Genomic DNA, 17,555 nt, shown 5'->3' on the forward strand with positions numbered 1-17,555 from the left:
CCTCAGCCCCCGATCTTTCCGCTGATGATCCCGCCAATGCGCGCCGCGTTCTCCGGCAGGTGGATGTCATGGTGCGTGCACGGGATCTCGTGCTCCTCGATCGTTCCGCGGATGAAGGGCTCCCACCCTCCGCTCCGCTTCCCGTCGCGGTGGCCCAGGCTCGCGGTGAACACCACCGCGTCGCCGTCGTAGAAGGGGGAGACGAACCCGCCCAGCAGCGACATGTGGCCGCTGACGATCCTCGTCGCGATCTCCAGGCCGGAGGAGCCCTCGTCCGTCCCGTGCAGGTCTCCGAAGTACTTGTCCAGGCCCGCGCCCATGACCTCCTGGTAGTCCCGGCTCTCGTAGGTGGTCTTTCCCGTTCGCGGTGGGCTGTCCAGGAGCGCCAGCAGGCCCACCTCGTGGCCGCGCTCCCGCAGCTTCGTCGCGACGAGGTGGGCGATGACGCCGCCCAGGGACCAGCCGAGCAGGTGGTAGGGGCCCTGCGGCTGCCGGGACAGCATCTGCTCGAGGTAGTCGTCCGCCATCGCGTCGATCGATTCCGGCAGCGGCGTCACACCGTCGAAGCCGCGCGCCTGGACTCCGTAGACCGGACGGCCGGGGAAGCCCGCGGCGAGACCGAAGTAGCACCAGGCCAGCCCGCTGCCCGGGTGGAAGCACCAGATCGGTTCCCGGTCCCCACCGGTCCTGATGGGCAGAACGACCCCGAACGGATCCGCCGCCTCGCCCGTGTCGCCCTGATCCACCTGCCGGGCCAGCTCCGCGACGGTCGGAGCGTCGAAGACCGTCCGGATCGGCAGCTTGACGCCCAGCACCCCGCGGATGCGGCCGATCAGCCGGGTCGCCCGCAGGGAATGCCCGCCGAGTGCGAAGAACGAGTCGTCGATCCCCACCCGGGGCAGCTCGAGGACCTCGCTGAACAGCCCGGCCAGCACCCGCTCCACCGGGCTTCCCGGCGCCCGGTAGGTCTGGGCGGCGGAGGGCCGCGCCAGCAGCGCCTCCCGGTCCGGCTCACCGTCCGCCGCCAGCGGCAGTTCGCGCAGCACCGCGAAGGCCGCGGGCACCAGGTCGAAGTCCGGGAGCCTCCGTGCCACGTACTCGCGCAGTTCCGCGACGTTGCACGACACTCCCGGCTCCGGCACCACGTACACCGCGAGCCGTCCGCCTCCGGTTCCGCCGGAGTCCTCGTCGAGGTCCTTGACGAGGACGACCGACCGGGTCAGGAGCGGGTGCCCCGCCAGCACGGCCTCCACGTCGGCCGGTTCCAGCCACGGGCCCGCCGGCGCCCGTCCGGCGGCCGGGCCCTCCGGGACGAGGTCTCCGGAGGCGTTCCACCGCGCGGTCTCACCGCTCCGGTACAGGCGCCCGCCCGACCCGAACGGATCCGCCACGAAGCGGCAGGCCGTCAGGCCGGGTCTGCCGGGGAACCCCTGGGCCAGGCTCTCCCCGCCGACGTAGAGCTCGCCGGGCACGCCGGGCGGCACCGGAGCCAGACCGGGCCCCAGCACGTACGCGCGTGCGCCGGCCACGGCGGTGCCCGCCGGGACGCCGGCGATCACCAGCTCGGTCCCGTTCAGCAGGGCGGGCCACGGCTCGCAGGCCGCGGCGTCCGAGGTCTGCCAGGAATGCGGCGAGACCCGGCCCTCCTGAAGCGGCCCGCCGTTCAGCGCCATGTCGATGATGTTGCGGTGCGTGATGCCGGCGCCCACCGGGGCTCCGCCCGCACTGGCCGTGTAGCTGACGAAGGCCAGGTTCCCGGGGTGCGGCGCCGGCCAGGAGCCCGTGTCGCCGAGCCACCGGGTGCGCGGCGGGTCGTCGCAGTGGACGTGCGGGATCTCGTTGCCGGGCAGGAGCTCGGCGGTGTCGCGGTCGGTCAGGATCAGCCGCGGCCCGGCGTCGGCGAGGATGTACTCGATCCTGCGGCCGGGCAGGTCCGGATCGATCGGCAGACAGGCTCCGCCCGCCTTCAGCACGGCCAGCAGCGCCACCACCAGCTCCACCGAGCGCGGCAACGCCACCGCCACCACGCTGTCCCGGGTCACCCCCGCGCCGACCAGCTCCGCCGCCAGCCGGGTGGCACGGAGATCGAGTTCGCCGAAGGTCAGCGATCCCTGCTCAGAGGTCACCGCCGCCGCCTCGGGAGAGAGCGCCACGATCTTCTCGAACAGCTCCGGAACCGTAGCGTGCGGCGGCGGCGCGTCGTCCGGCCGGGTGAGGAGCAGCTCCCGTTCGGCCTCGCTGAGCACGTCCACCGTGCCCACAGCGACGTCGGGATCGGCCGCCACCTGTTCGAGCAGCCGCACGAACCGTCCGGCGATGAGCTCCGCGGCCTCGTGGTCGTAGAGGCCGCGCTGGTACTGCACGATCATGCGGAGTGGTTCGGGGGCCGCCACCAGGGTCAGCGGATAGTGCGTCGTCACGACCGGCGCGGCCCTCCGCATCCGCACCCCGGTGGCGCTGACGGCCTCATCCAGGGCGGCGTTGTCGACCGGGTAGGACTCGAACGCCACCAGGGTGTCGAAGAGCGGGCTGATCCCTGCTATCTGCTGGATCTCGGTCAGCGGGTAGTAGTGGTGGTCGAACAGGGCGGCCTGCCGGGCGTGCAGGGCGGTCAGCACCTCGGCGAGGGTGTCGGCGCTGTCGTAGCGGACCCGGGCGGGCAGCGTGTTCATGAACAGCCCGACCATCTCGCCGATGCCGCTCAGCGTGGGCGGGCGCCCGGCGACCGTCATCCCGAAGACGACGTCCTCCCGGCCGGTCAGCCGTCCGAGCAACACCCCCCAGCAGCCCTGGACGATGTTGTTGAGGGTGACCCCCAGAGAACCCGCGCGCCGGGTCAACGCCAGGCCCGCTTCGACCGACAGCCCGACCTCGACGGTGCCGACTCCGTGCTCGGTGTCGCTCTGCCGGGCCGACGGCGCGACGAGGGTCGGCTCGGTGACACCGTCGAGCTCCTCGGCCCAGGCCCGCGCCGACTCCGTCTGGTCGCGCTGGGAGAGCCAGACCAGGTAATCCCGGAACTCCGGTACCGGCGGCAGCGCCGACAGGTCGCCGCCCGCGGTGTAGAGGCGCGGGAGATCCCGCATCAGCAGCGGCAGCGACCAGCCGTCGAACAGGAGATGATGGCTGGCCAGGATGAGATCCGCCCGCTGGTCGGCCAGGCTGACCAACGTCATCCTCATCAGGGGCGGGGTCGCCAGCTCGAAGGGCGTGCGCTCGTCCTCCGCCACCAGGCCGGCCAGCCGTTCGGCGCGTTCGGCCTCCGGCAGCCCGCGCAGGTCGACCTGCTGCCAGGGCAGCTCAACGTGATCGACGACGACCTGCAGCGGCTCTCCGTCGGGCGCGAGGCCGAAGCCGGCGCGCAGGTTGGTGTGCCGGTCCAGGAGCCGCTGGCCGGCCGCGCGCAGTCGTTCCGGATCGATCGGCCCCTCCAGGTGCAGCACGAGCTGGACCTGGTAGGCGTCGATGGAGGACTCGGCGAGGATCGCGTGGAAGAAAAGGCCCGACTGCATCGGAGCCAGCGGCCAGACGTCCGCCAGGCCGGGGATCCTCGCCTCCATGACGTCGAGTTCGAGCTGGCTCACCGACACCAGGGGAAGGTCGGAGGGGGTCAGGCCGCCGGCGCCGTCCCGGGTCACGTGGTCCGCCAGGGCGGTCAGCGCCGCGGACCACAGGTCGGCCAGCTCCTGGACCTCCTCCCGGTTCAGGACCCCGGTGGGAAAGGCGAACGTGGCGGTCAGCGCGGGCCCGTCGGAGGTCGTGGTGACGAACGCGTTGATGTCCAGTTCCGCCATCGCGGTCATGTCCGCGTCCCGCGCACCGGTGAGCCCCGCCTCCCCCTCGGTGACGGGGAACCAGTCCGCTCCCCTGGTCCGCTGGGGGGCGTCCGCGTCGGCGAGGTGGCCGAGGTAGTTGAATCCGATCTGGCCGGAGGGCAGCGCGGCCAGCACTCCGGCGGTCTCGGGGTTGAAATGGCGCAGCAGGCCGTAGCCGATCCCCTTGTCCGGGATCGCCCGCCACTGCTCCTTGACCGCCTTGATCACCGAACCCGCGCCGGGACCGCCCGCGAACGCCTCGTCCAGGTCGGCGCCGGCGACGCTCAGCCGGGCGGGGAACACCGTGGTGAACCAGCCGACGGTGCGGGACAGGTCGGCGCCGGGGAACAGTTCCTCCTCGCGTCCGTGGGCCTCGACCCGGACGAGCACCGACGCCTCGGAGACTCCGCGCTTCCGGCGCCATCGCGCCACAGCCATCGCCAGTCCCGCCAGCAGCCCCTCGGCCGGGCCGGCCCGGTAGGCCCGGGGCAGTGCGGCCGTCAGCGCCTCGGTCACCGAGGGCGGCAGGGTCACCACGACCCTGTCCACCGTGGCCGCGACGTCGACGGCCGGATCGCACCGCCTTGATCCGATCAGCGGATCCGGAGCCGCCACGGCGGCCCGCCAGTACTCCAGCTCGGCCACCCGTTCGGAGCGCACGGCCTCGTCGGCCAGGGCCGCGACCCACCGCCGCATCGAGGTCACGGGCGGGGGCAGCACCGGCCGCCGCCCGGCGCGGATCTGTTCCCAGGCCGCCGCGAGATCCGGCAGCATGATCCGCCACGACACGGCGTCGACGACGAGATGGTGGGCCACGACGAGCAGCCGGGCTCCTGCGGGCGCGTCGAACCACACGAGCTGCACCATGACACCGTCGGCGGGGGCCAGACGGTCCAGCGCGGCGTCCAGCTCGCGCGAGACCAGGCGCGCCCAGCCCGTGTCGTCCTGCCAGGTCTCCTCCACGCGGTGGATGAGGCGGTCGGCGTTCATCGCACCGGCGGGGCCCACCCGCAGGGCGGGCTCGCCGTCCCGGCCGGGCACCAGCCGCGACCGCAGGATGTCGTGGCGGTCCAGGAGGGCGGTCGCGACCCCCGCGAGCCGGTCCCGCCGCATTTCGGCGGGAAGGTTCACGGTGATCCACTGGGCGAAGCGGCCGATGCTCCCGCCCCGCTCGAGCAGGTGGCGGCCCACCGGCAGCAGCGGCACGAGCCCGACGCCTCCGCCGGGCAGTTCCGCCAGCACCGGCCGGTCCTTGGCGAGGGCGTTCTCCTCCGCGACGACGCACAGCCGCGCGACCGTGCGGTGCTCGAAGACGTCCCGCGGGCTCAGCACCAGCCCCTCGGTCCTGGCCCGGGACACGACCTGGATCGAGCGGATGCTGTCGCCGCCGACCGCGAAGAAGTCGTCGTCGGCACCGACCCTCTCCAACCCGAGCACGTCGGCGAAGACGCTCGCCAGGGCCCGCTCCTGCGGAGTGCCGGGCTCCCGGTACCTCCCGCCGCTGAACACCGGCTCGGGCAGGGCCGAGCGGTCCAGTTTCCCGTTCGCGGTGAGCGGCAGGCGTTCCAGCAGCGTGAACGCCGCGGGGACCATGAAGTCCGGCAGCCGTTCCGCCACATGCCGCCGCACCTCGTCGGGCAGGTCCTCGAAACCGGCGGGGAACGGCCCGTCCCGCGTCTCGCCGGTCGCGGGCACGATGTAGCAGATCAGCTGCTTGCCGGTGTCGCTGCCGCGCGCGACCACGACCGCCTGCGCCACCGCCGGATGTGACACGACCGCGGTCTCGATCTCCCCGGGCTCGATCCGGAACCCGCGCAGCTTCACCTGGTGGTCGACGCGGCCGCCGTAGAGCAGCTCACCGTCCGGAGTCCAGCTCGCCAGGTCTCCCGTGCGGTACATCCTGGTCCCGGCCGGCCCGAACGGGTCGGCCACGAACCGCTGCCCGGTCAGCCCCGGGCGGTCGTGATAGCCCTGGGCCAGACCGTCGCCGGCGATGTACAGCTCACCGGTCACCCCGGGCGGCACGAGCCGCAGATACCGGTCGAGGATCAGCACCCGGGTGTTGGCGACCGGCCGGCCGATCGGCGGTGCTCCGGCTCCCCTCACCGAAGCCACCGTGGAGAAGATCGTGGTCTCTGTCGGGCCGTACAGGTTCGTGACCTCTGCGGCGTGCTCGCTCAGCGTCCCGGCCAGCTCCGGCGGCAGCGCCTCGCCGGTGGACAGGACCCTCAGCCCGGCCAGACCCTCCGGGTCGTGCTCGATGAGTGCCTGCCACAACGACGGAGTGGCCTGCATGAGGGAGACCCCGCCCTCGGCGACGAGGCGCAGCAGTTCCGCCGGCTGCCGCACCTGGTCCCTGGTGGCCAGCAGGACCTGCCCGCCCGCGAGCAGCGGCAGGAACAGCTCGACCGCCGCGATGTCGAACGCCACCGTGGTGACGGCCAGCAGCCGGTCGGCGGGGGTCAGCCGGAACCGGTCCTGCACGGAGAACAGGAGGTTCACCAGGGACCCGTGGGTCACGACCACCCCCTTGGGCGTGCCCGTCGAGCCGGAGGTGTAGATGGCGAAGGCGGGGTCCAGCGGTGACAGCGCCGCCCCCGGATCGGAGGCGGGATATCCCGACAGGTCCCGTGCCAGCTCGGCGGGACCGAGCACCAGGGTCGCGGCGCAGTCGGACACCACGAACTCCACGCGCGCCACGGGGTAGTCGGGGTCCACCGGCACGTACGCGCCGCCGGCCTTGAGCACCGCCAGCAGCGCCACGACCAGGTCCGGCGACCGGGGCGCAGCAACGGCCACCCGGCTGCCCCGGCCCGCCCCCCGCTCGAGGAGCCAGTGCGCCATCCTGTTGGACCGCTCGTCCAGCTCACGATAGGAGACCGCCTGCTCGCCGAAGAGCAGCGCCACCGCGTCCGGCGTCGCGGCCGCCTGCCGCGCGAACAGCCGCGGCACCGGGTCCGGGCCGATCTCCACGGCCGTGTCGTTCCACCCGGCCAGCAGGTGGTCGCGCTCCCCCGGGCCGAGCATCTCCGCGTCACCGGACCGCAGTGAGGGATCCTCGACCATCTGCTCGAGCAGGCGCACGTACCGGGCGCCGATCGTGTGCACCGTCTCCGGGTCGAACAGGTCCTCGGCGTACTCGAGGAATCCGCGGATCGGCTCGGCGGGGCCGGCTCCCGGCGCCTCGGACAGCGTGAAGCTCAGGTCGAACATCGACGCCTCGGTCCTGACCGGCTCGACCGTCCAGCTCGGGCCGTCCTGCGCCACCTCGGGCATGGCGTTGTTCTGCCAGATGAACATCACCTGGAACAGCGGGTTGTAGGCCGTCGAGCGCTGCGGGTTCAGCAGCTCCACCAGCCGCTCGAACGGCGACTCCTGGTTGTCGTAGGCCGCGAGGCACTTCTCTCTCACCTGCCCCAGGACCTCACCGAACGACGGGTTCCCGGTCAGCCGGACCCGCAGCACCCAGGTGTTGACGAAGAAGCCCACCAGATCGGCGAGGGCGGGGTCGGTGCGGCCGGCGATCGGCGATCCGATCGTCACGTCGTCGTCTCCGCTGAGCCGGGCCAGCAGGATCGCCAGCGCGGTCTGCAGCACCATCGGCACGGTCACACCCCGGCCGCGTGCCAGGTCGCGGATGCGCGCGGCCGTCGCCGCCTCGATCGAGAACTCCAGGGTGCCGCCGCGGTAGCCGGCGACCTTGGGCCGTGGCCGGTCGGTCGGCAGCCGCAGGGGCTGCGGCACGTCGGCGAGCTCGGCGCGCCAGTACGCGAGCTGCCCGGCCAGGATGCTGTTCGGATCGGTGTCGTCGCCGAGCAGCTCCCGCTGCCACATCGTGTAGTCCGCGTACTGGACCGGCAGCGGCTCCCACGCGGGTTCACGGGCGTCCGCCCGCGCCGCATAGGCGAAGGCCACATCCCGTGCCAAGGGCGCCATCGACGCCCCGTCGACCGCGATGTGGTGCATCACCAGGACGAAGACGCACTCGTCCGGGCCGCTCCGTACGACCGCCGCCCGCAGCGGGATCTCGGCGGCCAGATCGAACCGGTGGCCGATCAGCTCGGCCACCATCCCGGAGACGTCGTCCGGTTCCACCTCCAGCACCGGGACGTCCAGGACGAAACCGTCCTCCGGAACCACCTGCTGGAACGCCGCTCCGCCCTCGTCCTCCACGACCACGGTCCGCAGGACCTCGTGCCGCACCACGACGTCTCGGACCGCCGCGGCCAGCGCCGGAACGTCCACCACGCCCTTCAGCCGCAGGACCACGGGCAGGTTGTAGGTCACCGACGGGCCCTCGAACCGGAACAGGAACCACATCCGGCGCTGAGCGTAGGACAAGGGGATCATCGGCTTCGCCTTTCGGTGTTTCGAGCGTCGGGTGACCGTCCCTGCCGCGGCGCGGGCCGGGACGCGCGGCGCCCGCCCGCCAGGGCCCGTTCGAAGGGCAGAAGCACGTCCACGGCGCCGACCGGCAGGTGCGGGTCGGCGGCGAGCTGTTCCAGAACGCGCGAATAGCGGGCGGCGATCACCTCGGCGGCACGCCGGTCGAAGAGGTTGCGCTGGTACTGCAGGCTCACGCGCAAGGGGTCGGGCGCGGCCATGAGCGTCAGCGGGTAGTGCGTGCCGCCCGCATAGCTGAGGCTCCTGAGGGTGACGCCGCCCGGCACGGCGACGTCACCGGTGTCGCCGTCCCAGGGATAGGACTCGAAGACGACGAGGGTGTCGAAGAGCGTGGTCATGCCGGTCGCCTGATGGATGTCGGCCAGCGGATGGTGGTGGTGGTCGAGCAGTGCGGCCTGCCGGTTCTGCAGGCCGGTGAGCAGGTCGGCGAGGGAGTCGCCCGGCCCGTACCGCACCCGGGTGGGAACCGTGTTGATGAACAGCCCGATCATGGACTCGATCCCGGGCACCACCGGCGGGCGGCCGGAGACCGTGACCCCGAAGGCCACGTCCTGGCGGGAGGTCAGCTGTCCCAGGAGCACCGCCCAGGTGCCCTGGACGAGGGTGTTCACCGTGACACCCAGCTCACTCGCCCGCCGGGCCAGCTCACGTGCTGTGGCGCCGGGCAGGGCCACGTCCACCCGGCCGATGCCGGGAGAGGCGCCGAGGTGTTCGGCGTGCGGCACCAGGAGGGTCGGTTCGGTGAGACCGTCCAGCTCCGCCGACCAGACCCGGCCGGACTCCGCGTGGTCGCGCCGCGACAGCCACGCCAGGAAGTCCCGGTACTCCCCGGTCCGCCGCGGGAGGTCACCGTCGGCGCACAGCTCCATCAGGTCCCGCATCAGCAGCGGCAGCGACCAGCCGTCGAACAGCAGGTGATGGCTGGTCAGGATGAGCTCGAACCCGTGGTCGGACATCGACACCAGGGCCATCCGCAGGAGCGGGGCGGCGGCGACGTCGAAACCGGTGCGCCGGTCCTCGGCCAGCAGGTCCCGCAGGCGCTGTTCTCGGTCGGGTTCCGGCACGTCGCGCAGGTCGATGTGCCGCCAGGGCAGGCGCACCCCGTCCAGCACCACCTGGACGGCGTCGCCCTCGGTGTCGAAGCCGAAGGCGACGCGCAGGTTCTCCTGGCGGTCGAGCAGCTCCTGCCCCGCAGCGCGCACGACATCGGGATCGATCCGCCCGTCCAGGTGCATCACCAGTTGCACCTGGTAGGCGTCGTGGCCTTCGCCCGCCACCATCGCGTGGAAGAGCAGGCCCGACTGCATCGGCGTCAGCGGCCAGACGTCCGTCATGGCCGGGAACCGTGCCTCGAGCGCATCGATCTCGGATCGGCTCATCGCGACCAGGGCCAGATCCGACGGGGTCAGTCCGCCCGCCTCCGGGGTACGGGCGTGGCGGGCCAGGGCGCTCAGCGCCGAGGACCACAGGCCGGCCAGCTCGCGGACGTCGTCGTCGGCCAGCACGCCGCCGGGATAGGCGAAGGACGCGGTCAGGATCGGGCCCTCGGCGGTGTCCGTGACGAACGCGTTGATGTCGAGTTCCGCCATCGCGGGCAGGTCCGCGTCCCATTCGGCCGCCAGTTCCGTGCTGCCGGGCACCGGCGTCCAGCCCGTCCCCCGGGCGTGCTCCGGCACGTCCGCCGCGGAGAAGCGGCCCAGGTAGTTGAACCCGATCTGCCCGGACGGACGGCCGGCGAGGACGGCCGCCGTCCGCGGGTTCAGGCTCGCCAGGAGCCCGTAGCCGATTCCGTTGTCGGGGACGGCCCGGTACTGCTCCTTGACCGCCTTGATCGCTTCGCCGGCGCTCGGGCCGCCGGTGAAGGCGTCCTCGAGATCGAGGCCCGCGGCTCCGATCCGCAGCGGGAACTGCGTGGTGAACCAGCCGACCGTCCGGGAGAGATCGGCGCCCGCGATCACCTGCTCCTCCCTGCCGTGCCCCTCCATCCGGATCAGGACCGACGGCTCGGGCTCACCGCGGTCCGCGCGCCATCGGGCCACGGCCATCGCCAGCCCGGCCAGCAGCCCTTCGTTCGGGCCGGTGCGGAACGCCCGGGGAAGATCGGTCAGCAGGGCCTCGGTGACGGGCGCGGGCGTCGACACCGAGAGCCTGCGCACCGTGGCCGCCACATCGAGGGCGGGATCGCATCGGCGCGCTCCCAGCAGCGGATCCGGCCCCGAGGTCATGGCCAGCCATGCGTCGAGTTCCGCGATCCGCTCCGGGCGCTCCGCCTCCTCGGCCAGGGCCGCGGCCCAGCGCCGCATCGAGGTCGTCGCCGCGGGCGGATCCGGGACGCCTCCCGTACTGATCCGCGCCCATTCGGCGGCGAGATCGGGTACCACGATCCGCCACGAGACCCCGTCGACCACCAGGTGGTGGGCCACGACCAGCAGCCGTCCGGCCGATCCGGATCCCGGGGCGTCGAACCAGACGAACTGCACCATCACCCCGGCGCCCGGGTCCAGCCGGCCGAGGGCGGCGTCCAGTTCGCCGGTGACGAGCCGCTCCCAGGACTCCTCGTCGGCCCACCTGGCCCCGGTCGACCGGATCAGCGCCGCGGCGTCGACCCGGCCGGGCGGGTCCACGCTGAGCACCCAGCCGTGATCGTCGTCGGGCACCAGCTTGGACCGCCAGAGGTCATGGCGGTCCAGTACCGCGGTCGTGATCGCCTCCAGCGCCGGCCGGTCGACTCCTGCGGGGAGCTCCACCGCGACCCACTGGGCGAGGCGCCGGAATCCGCCGCCGCGCTCCAGCAGGGAGCGGGCCACCGGGAGCAGCGGCACCGATCCGGTTCCTCCGCCGGGAAGCTCCTCCAGCACCGCCCTGCCGCTGGTCGCCCCGTTCGCCTCGGCGACGGCGCACAGCCGGGCGACCGTCCGGCGTTCGAAGATGTCGCGCGGGGTCAGCGTCAGTCCCGCGGCGCGGGCCCGGGACACGACCTGGATGGAGCGGATGCTGTCGCCGCCCACCGCGAAGAAGTCGTCGTCGGTCCCGACCCGTTCGAGCCCCAGCACATCCGCGAAGACCCGGGCCAGGGCCTTCTCCACCGCCGTACCGGGGGCCCGGTACGTACCGGCGGCGAAGACGGGCGCGGGCAGGCTCGCACGATCCAGTTTTCCGTTGGCGGTCAGCGGCAGGCGCTCCAGCAGCACGATCGCCGCGGGCACCATGTACTCCGGCAGGCGGGATGCCGCGAACTGCCGCAGCTCCCCCGCGATGTCGCCCACCACCACCCCGTCCACGAGGACGGTGGCCCCGAACTCCACCACGCCGCCGCTGCTGCCGGTGACGGCGGTGCTCTCGGCCGCGGTGCTCAAGACCACGTAGCCGACCAGCCGGGCTCCGGTGCCGTCCGCTGATCCGTCCCTGGCGACGACCACGGCGTGCGCGACGGCCGGATGCGAGAGCAGCGCCGCCTCGATCTCGCCGGGCTCGATCCGGAATCCGCGCACCTGCACCTGGTCGTCGGTCCTGCCGAGGAACTCCAGTTCCCCCGAGGCGTTCCACCGCGCCAGGTCCCCGCTGCGGTACAGGCGGCCGCCGATGCCGAACGGGTCTGCGACGAACCGCGCGGCCGACAGGCCCGCCCGGCCCAGGTATCCGCGGGCGACTCCGGAGCCGCCGACGTAGAGCTCTCCCGGCACCCCCACCGGGACCGGTTCCAGCCCCGCGTCCAGCACGTAGGCCCGGACGTTCTCCAGCGGCCGGCCGATGGGGCTGAGGGCCGGTCCCTCGGCGTCCGCCGGAGTCAGGGGCAGCCGGGTCACGTGCACCGTGGTCTCGGTGATGCCGAACATGTTCACCAGCAGCGGGCCGTCCGCGCCCGGTTCGGAGTACCAGCCCGACAGCCGGGTCGGGTCCAGGGCCTCACCGCCGAAGACGACCATGCGCAGGGAGGAGCCCGCCGCGCCCGCCGCGGACCGGTTCGCGGCCAGCTGGTAGAACGCCGAGGGCGTCTGGTTGAGGATGGTCACGCCGGAGGAGTCCAGCAGCGTCCACAGGTCGGCCGGGGAACGTACGACGTCCCAGGGGACGACCACGACCCGGCCGCCGGTCGTCAGCGCGCCCCAGATCTCCCACACCGAGAAGTCGAACGCGTGCGAGTGGCACCAGGCCCACGCGTCGCCAGGGCCGAACCCGGCCCATCCCTGGGCGCCGGCCAGCAGGGACGTCACGTTCCGGTGCGTCACGCCGACGCCCTTCGGGACTCCCGTCGACCCCGAGGTGTAGATGACATAGGCCAGGTCGTCGGGGTGGGGGCGCCGGATCACGGCGGCGGGCCCCCCGTCCGGATCGGTGACACCGTCCAGCAGGAGTGACGGGATGGCGAGGCCGGGAAGCGCAGCCGCCGTCGGGGAGTCGGTCACGATCAGCACCGGGCGTGCGTCGCCGAGGATGTACTCGATCCGCTTGCTCGGGTACTCGGGATCGATCGGCAGATAGGCGCCACCCGCCTTCAGCACGGCCAGCAGCAAAACCACCAGTTCCGCCGAACGGGGCAGCGCGACGGCCACCACCCGGTCGGGACCGGCACCGCGCTCCACCAGCCGGGCGGCCAGCGCGTTCGCCCGGTCGTCGAGCTCTCCGTAGGTCAGCGACTCCTCGCCCTCCACCAGCGCGATCGCGCCGGGGTCCCGGGACGCGGCGGTTTCGAACAGGTCCGGCACGGTCGCCGCAGCCACCTCGACCGCGGTGTCGTTCCACCGGGTCACGACCAGGTCCCGCTCATCCGCACCCAGCACGTCCAGCCCGTGGATCCGCCGGCCTGCGTCGGCCACGACCTGTTCGAGCACGCGGATGTAGCGCGCGGCCATGCGTTCGACGGTCTCACGGTCGAACAGGTCGAGGGCGTACTCGAAGGAGCCCCTGATCCCCTGCCCGTCCCGCTCCTCGGAGAGGGTCAGGGTGAGGTCGAACTTCACCGTCACGTTGGCCGGGAACTCCGGCGTCCACCGTAGGTCGGTGGAGTCCAGATCGGGCCAGAGGGTGCTCTGCCAGGCGAACATCACCTGGAAGAACGGGTGGTAGGCGGTCGACCGCTCCGGGTTCAGCAGTTCCACCAGCCGTTCGAAGGCCGCGTCCTGGTGGTCGAAGGCCGCCAGCGCCTTCTCCCTGGTCTGCCTCAGGACCTCCGCGAACGAGGGGTCGCCGGTCAGCCGGACCCGCAGCACCCAGGTGTTGACGAAGAAGCCGACCAGTTCCGTCAGCGCCTCGTCGGTGCGCCCCTCGATCGGCGAACCGATGGTCACGTCCTCGCCGCCGCCCTGCCGGCCGAGAAGGACCGCCAGCACCGCCTGGAGCACCATCGGCGCGGTCGCCCGCTCCTTCTGCGCCAGCCGGCGCACCCCGGCGGCCAGGTCCGCGTCGATCACGAACTCGACGGCGGCTCCGCGATGGCTCCGCGACGTCGGCCGCGGCCGGTCGGCGGGCAGGGGCAGCGGCTGCGGGACCCCGGCGAGCTCCGTACGCCAGTACTCCCACTGGGTGCTCAGCACGCTGCCGGGATCGGAGAGGTCGCCGAGCAGCTCACGCTGCCACATCGTGTAGTCCGCGTACTGCACCGGCAGCGGCTCCCAGCCGGGCTCCGCGCCCGCCTTCCGCGCGGCGTAGGCGAGCGACAGGTCCCGCACGAGCGGCGCCATCGACGCGCCGTCCCCTGCGATGTGATGCATCAGCAGCACGAGGACGCATTCGTCCGCCGCGCTCCGGACGATGCCCGCGCGCAGCGGGATCTCCGCCGCCAGGTCGAACCGATGGCTCACCAGCTCGATCACCGCGTCGGACACCATGTCCGGGTCGGCGTCGCGCTCCACGACGTCCAGCGTCAGTGCTCCGGCGGGCAGCACCCGCTGGAACGCCACACCGTCCTCGTCCTCCTCCACCACCGTCCGCAGGCTCTCGTGGCGCGCGGCCACGTCGCGGAGCGCGGCGGTCATCACCGCGGCGTCCACCGTGCCGCGCAGCCTGAAGACGACCGGGATGTTGTAGGTCAGCGACGGGCCCTCGAAACGGAACAGGAACCACAGCCGCCGCTGGGCATAGGACAGCGGCAACCGGCCCGGACGGACGGCGGGCCGCAGCCGCGGACGGCCCGGGGAGCCCGGGGAGCCCGGCCGCAGATGCGGAGCGAGCCGCGCGACGGTCGGTTCCTCGAACACCGTGCGGACCGGGAGGTCCGACCCGAGCGCCTCGCGGATCCGGCCCGCCAGCCGCATGGCCAGAAGCGAATGCCCGCCGAGCGCGAAGAAGTCCTCCTCCACCCCCACCCGTTCCACGCCGAGGACCTCCGCGAACACCTCGGCCAGCAGCTCCTCCTCCGCCGAGGCGGCGCTCCGGGACACCGTGCTCCGCGCCGCCGGCGGCGGAAGGGCGCGGCGGTCGAGCTTTCCGTTGGCCGTCAGCGGCAGTTCCTTCAGCACCGAGAACACCGAGGGGACCATGAACTCCGGCAGGCGGCCGACGGCGAGGCTCCGCAGCTCGGCCGCCAGGTCCGTCCCGGGAGGCGGCTCGCCGTCCAGCGCGACGTATCCGACGAGCTGCCTGTCAGCGCCGTCTCTGCCGTGCGCCACCACGACCGCCTGCGCGACCAGCGGATGCGAGGTCAGCAGGGCCTCGACCTCAGCCGGTTCGATCCGGAACCCCCGGACCTTCACCTGGTCGTCGGCCCGGCCCGCGAAGACCAGCTCTCCTCTGGCGTTCCACCGGACCAGGTCGCCGGTCCGGTACAGGCGCCCGCCCGAGCCGAACGGATCGGCCACGAAACGCGACGCCGACAGTCCCGGCCGTCCCAGATATCCGCGCGCCACGCCCAGACCGCCGAGGTACAGCTCTCCGATGACCCCTGCCGGAACCGGCACCAGCCCGGGACCCAGCACGTACGCGCGCATGTTGCTCATCGGCGTGCCGATCGGCACGGGGGCGGCGTCCTCGGGGAGGGCCGGCACCGGATGAGACGCGGCGAAGGTCGTCGTCTCGGTCGGCCCGTAGCCGTTGACGACCTGCACACCGGGGCAGTGCCGCTGCACGCGGCGGACCGCGGCTCCGACGAGCACGTCACCGCCCGCCCACACCTCGCGCAGCCCGGCGAAGCAGCCGGGGTCCTGCTCCGCCAGGACGGAGAACAGCCCGGCGGTCACCCAGACGGCCGTCAGATCGTGCGCGGCGATCAGCCTGCGCAGCAGCTCCGCGTCGAGCCGCTCGCCCTCCGGCGCGACCGCGACGCACCCGCCGGTCAGCAGCGGGACCCAGATCTCGAAGGTCGAGGCGTCGAAGGTCTGGGGCGACTGCGCCAGGGTCCGGTAGGTGCCGGTGAACCGGCGGTCCCCGGCGAGGCCGACCACATCGGCGTGGGTGACGAGCACGCCCTTCGGGACGCCGGTGGAGCCGGAGGTGTACATCACGTAGGCCAGCCCGCCGGGTGACGGCGCCGGGACCCGCCTCCGGCCGTCGGGCTCGCCGGTCTGCTCAACAGATTGCTCGGCGGTGCCGGGATCGATCACCGGGACGTCCGTGGGCGGCAGATGCGCGGCCCGTTCCGGCGTCGCCAGAATGACGGCCGGTGCCGCGTCGGACAGCATGAGCGCGATGCGTTCCGCGGGGTAGCCGGTGTCGATCGGGAGATACGCCGCACCGGCCTCGAGGATCGCCAGCATGGCGACCAGCAGGTCGATCGACCGCGGAACCGCCAGCGCCACCAGGTGCTCCGGCTCCACTCCCCGGGCGGTCAGGTGCCGCGCCAGATGCCGGGCCCGGGTCCGCAGTTCGGCGTAGGAGACCGTCTCGTCCCCGCTGACCAGGGCGGGAGCGTCGGGTGTGCGGTCGGCCTGCTCGCTGAGGGCCTCGGGCACCGTCAGCGCCGGTACGGGATGCGCGGTGTCGTTCGCTTCGTGCAGGAGCCGGCGCCGCTCGTCCTCGTCCAGCGTGTCGACGAGCCCGATCGGTGCGTACGGGTCGGCGATCAGCATCCGCCACAGGGCGATGAGCTGGTCGATGAACAGCCGTACCTCGTGCTCTCCGTAGTGCGCGCCGTTGGCGTCGAGGCAGATCCGCAGCCCGCCGGAGGGGTTCGCGTCATCCAGGACGGTGATCATCAACTCGTTCACCGTGCCGAAACGGATATCGTCGGCATAGGCGGGAACTCCGCCGAAATTCTGTGTCTCGGTCCACGGGATCATGTTCAGGACCGGCCCGAATGGGCCCTGCATAGAGCCGGAGAGCCCGGCCGCGCTTCGAATGTCGGAACCCTGGCACCGTGAATGCCGGGTGACTTCCCGCATCTCCGCGGACAGCGTCTCGATGACATCCGCGAATGTCGACAGCAGCGGAACCTTCAACCGCACCGGCACGGTGTTCGACATCAGGCCGGGCGAGAACCGGGCCGGGCCCACCCGGTTCGCGGTCGCCACCGAGAAGATGAATTCCGGTAAACCGCACATGCGGGAAAGGAAGACCGCGGCGGCGCCGGAGAGCATGCTCGGCATCGACGCGCCGATCGCCTCCGCGGCCGCCTCCCACTGGCCCAGCTCCGTGCGGCTCACCGTCACGGTCCTGCGCACCAGGCCCGGCGAGGGCGATCCGCCGTCGCCCGGCAGCCTGGCCGAGACGGGCGCGCCGTCCAGGTAGGTCCGCCAGAATTCGAGGTCGGTGGTGAACTCCTCGGACGCCAGATAACGGACGTCCTCGTCGTAGACCACCTCCGGGCCGCTCAGGGCGCTGTCGGGGACGGCCGTGCCGTGACGCAGCGCGGAGTACACCTCCGCGACCCGTTCGACCAGCATGAACACGCCGAAACCGTCGGTCACCAGATGATGCAGAACCAAGATCATGAAGTGGCGGTCGTCGGCGATTCTGATCAGGCCCGCCCGGAACAGCACCTCGCCGTCGAAGGCGAAGGGCCGCTGTGAGATCCGCTGCGCGAGCGCGCGAGCCGCCCCCTCGGGGTCGGGATCATCGCCGACGTCCTCGAAGAAGGGCTCCCAGGCCACCTGCTCGCGGACGGCCTGCCGCAACCCGTCCTCGGCCTCGTGAAAGCCGACTCGCAGCACTCCGGTCTCGCCCAGCACCCGCTGTAATGCGGCGCCCATCGCCGTGTCATCGACCGGACCGTGGATATCCGAGACAACCAGAGAATTGTTGGGAACGTCCGGCATCAGCTTCTGCGCGAGCCATAGTTCTTTCTGCGCCGTAGACACGCCGAACGACCGAGAAGCAATCACGTTATTCCTTCTCCCACAGCAAACGGCGATCACATACCTGCCTTGGGAGCCAGCCTACCCCGCACCACTAAGGCCAACAACA

At 72.4% G+C, this 17,555-nt stretch carries 2 protein-coding genes; both read right to left on the minus strand.

The window, feature by feature from the left end; genetic code table 11:
- Window positions 1-2 precede the first annotated feature (2 nt).
- Complete coding sequence (locus ABD785_RS21530) at window positions 3-8,165, minus strand: amino acid adenylation domain-containing protein (RefSeq protein ID WP_344831145.1); 8,163 nt, start codon at window positions 8,163-8,165, stop codon at window positions 3-5.
- Complete coding sequence (locus tag ABD785_RS21535) at window positions 8,162-17,506, minus strand: amino acid adenylation domain-containing protein (protein ID WP_344831148.1); 9,345 nt, start codon at window positions 17,504-17,506, stop codon at window positions 8,162-8,164. Before ABD785_RS21535 ends, ABD785_RS21530 begins: the two co-directional genes overlap by 4 nt.
- Window positions 17,507-17,555: the final 49 nt, after the last annotated feature.

The sequence above is a fragment of the Actinocorallia longicatena genome, from assembly GCF_039534125.1.
GTDB classification, from domain to species: domain Bacteria; phylum Actinomycetota; class Actinomycetes; order Streptosporangiales; family Streptosporangiaceae; genus Actinocorallia; species Actinocorallia longicatena.

Excerpts from the sequence above, each read along its gene's own strand:
- ABD785_RS21530 (WP_344831145.1), bottom strand. The coding sequence starts at position 8,165 with ATGATCCCCTTGTCCTACGCTCAGCGCCGGATGTGGTTCCTGTTCCGG.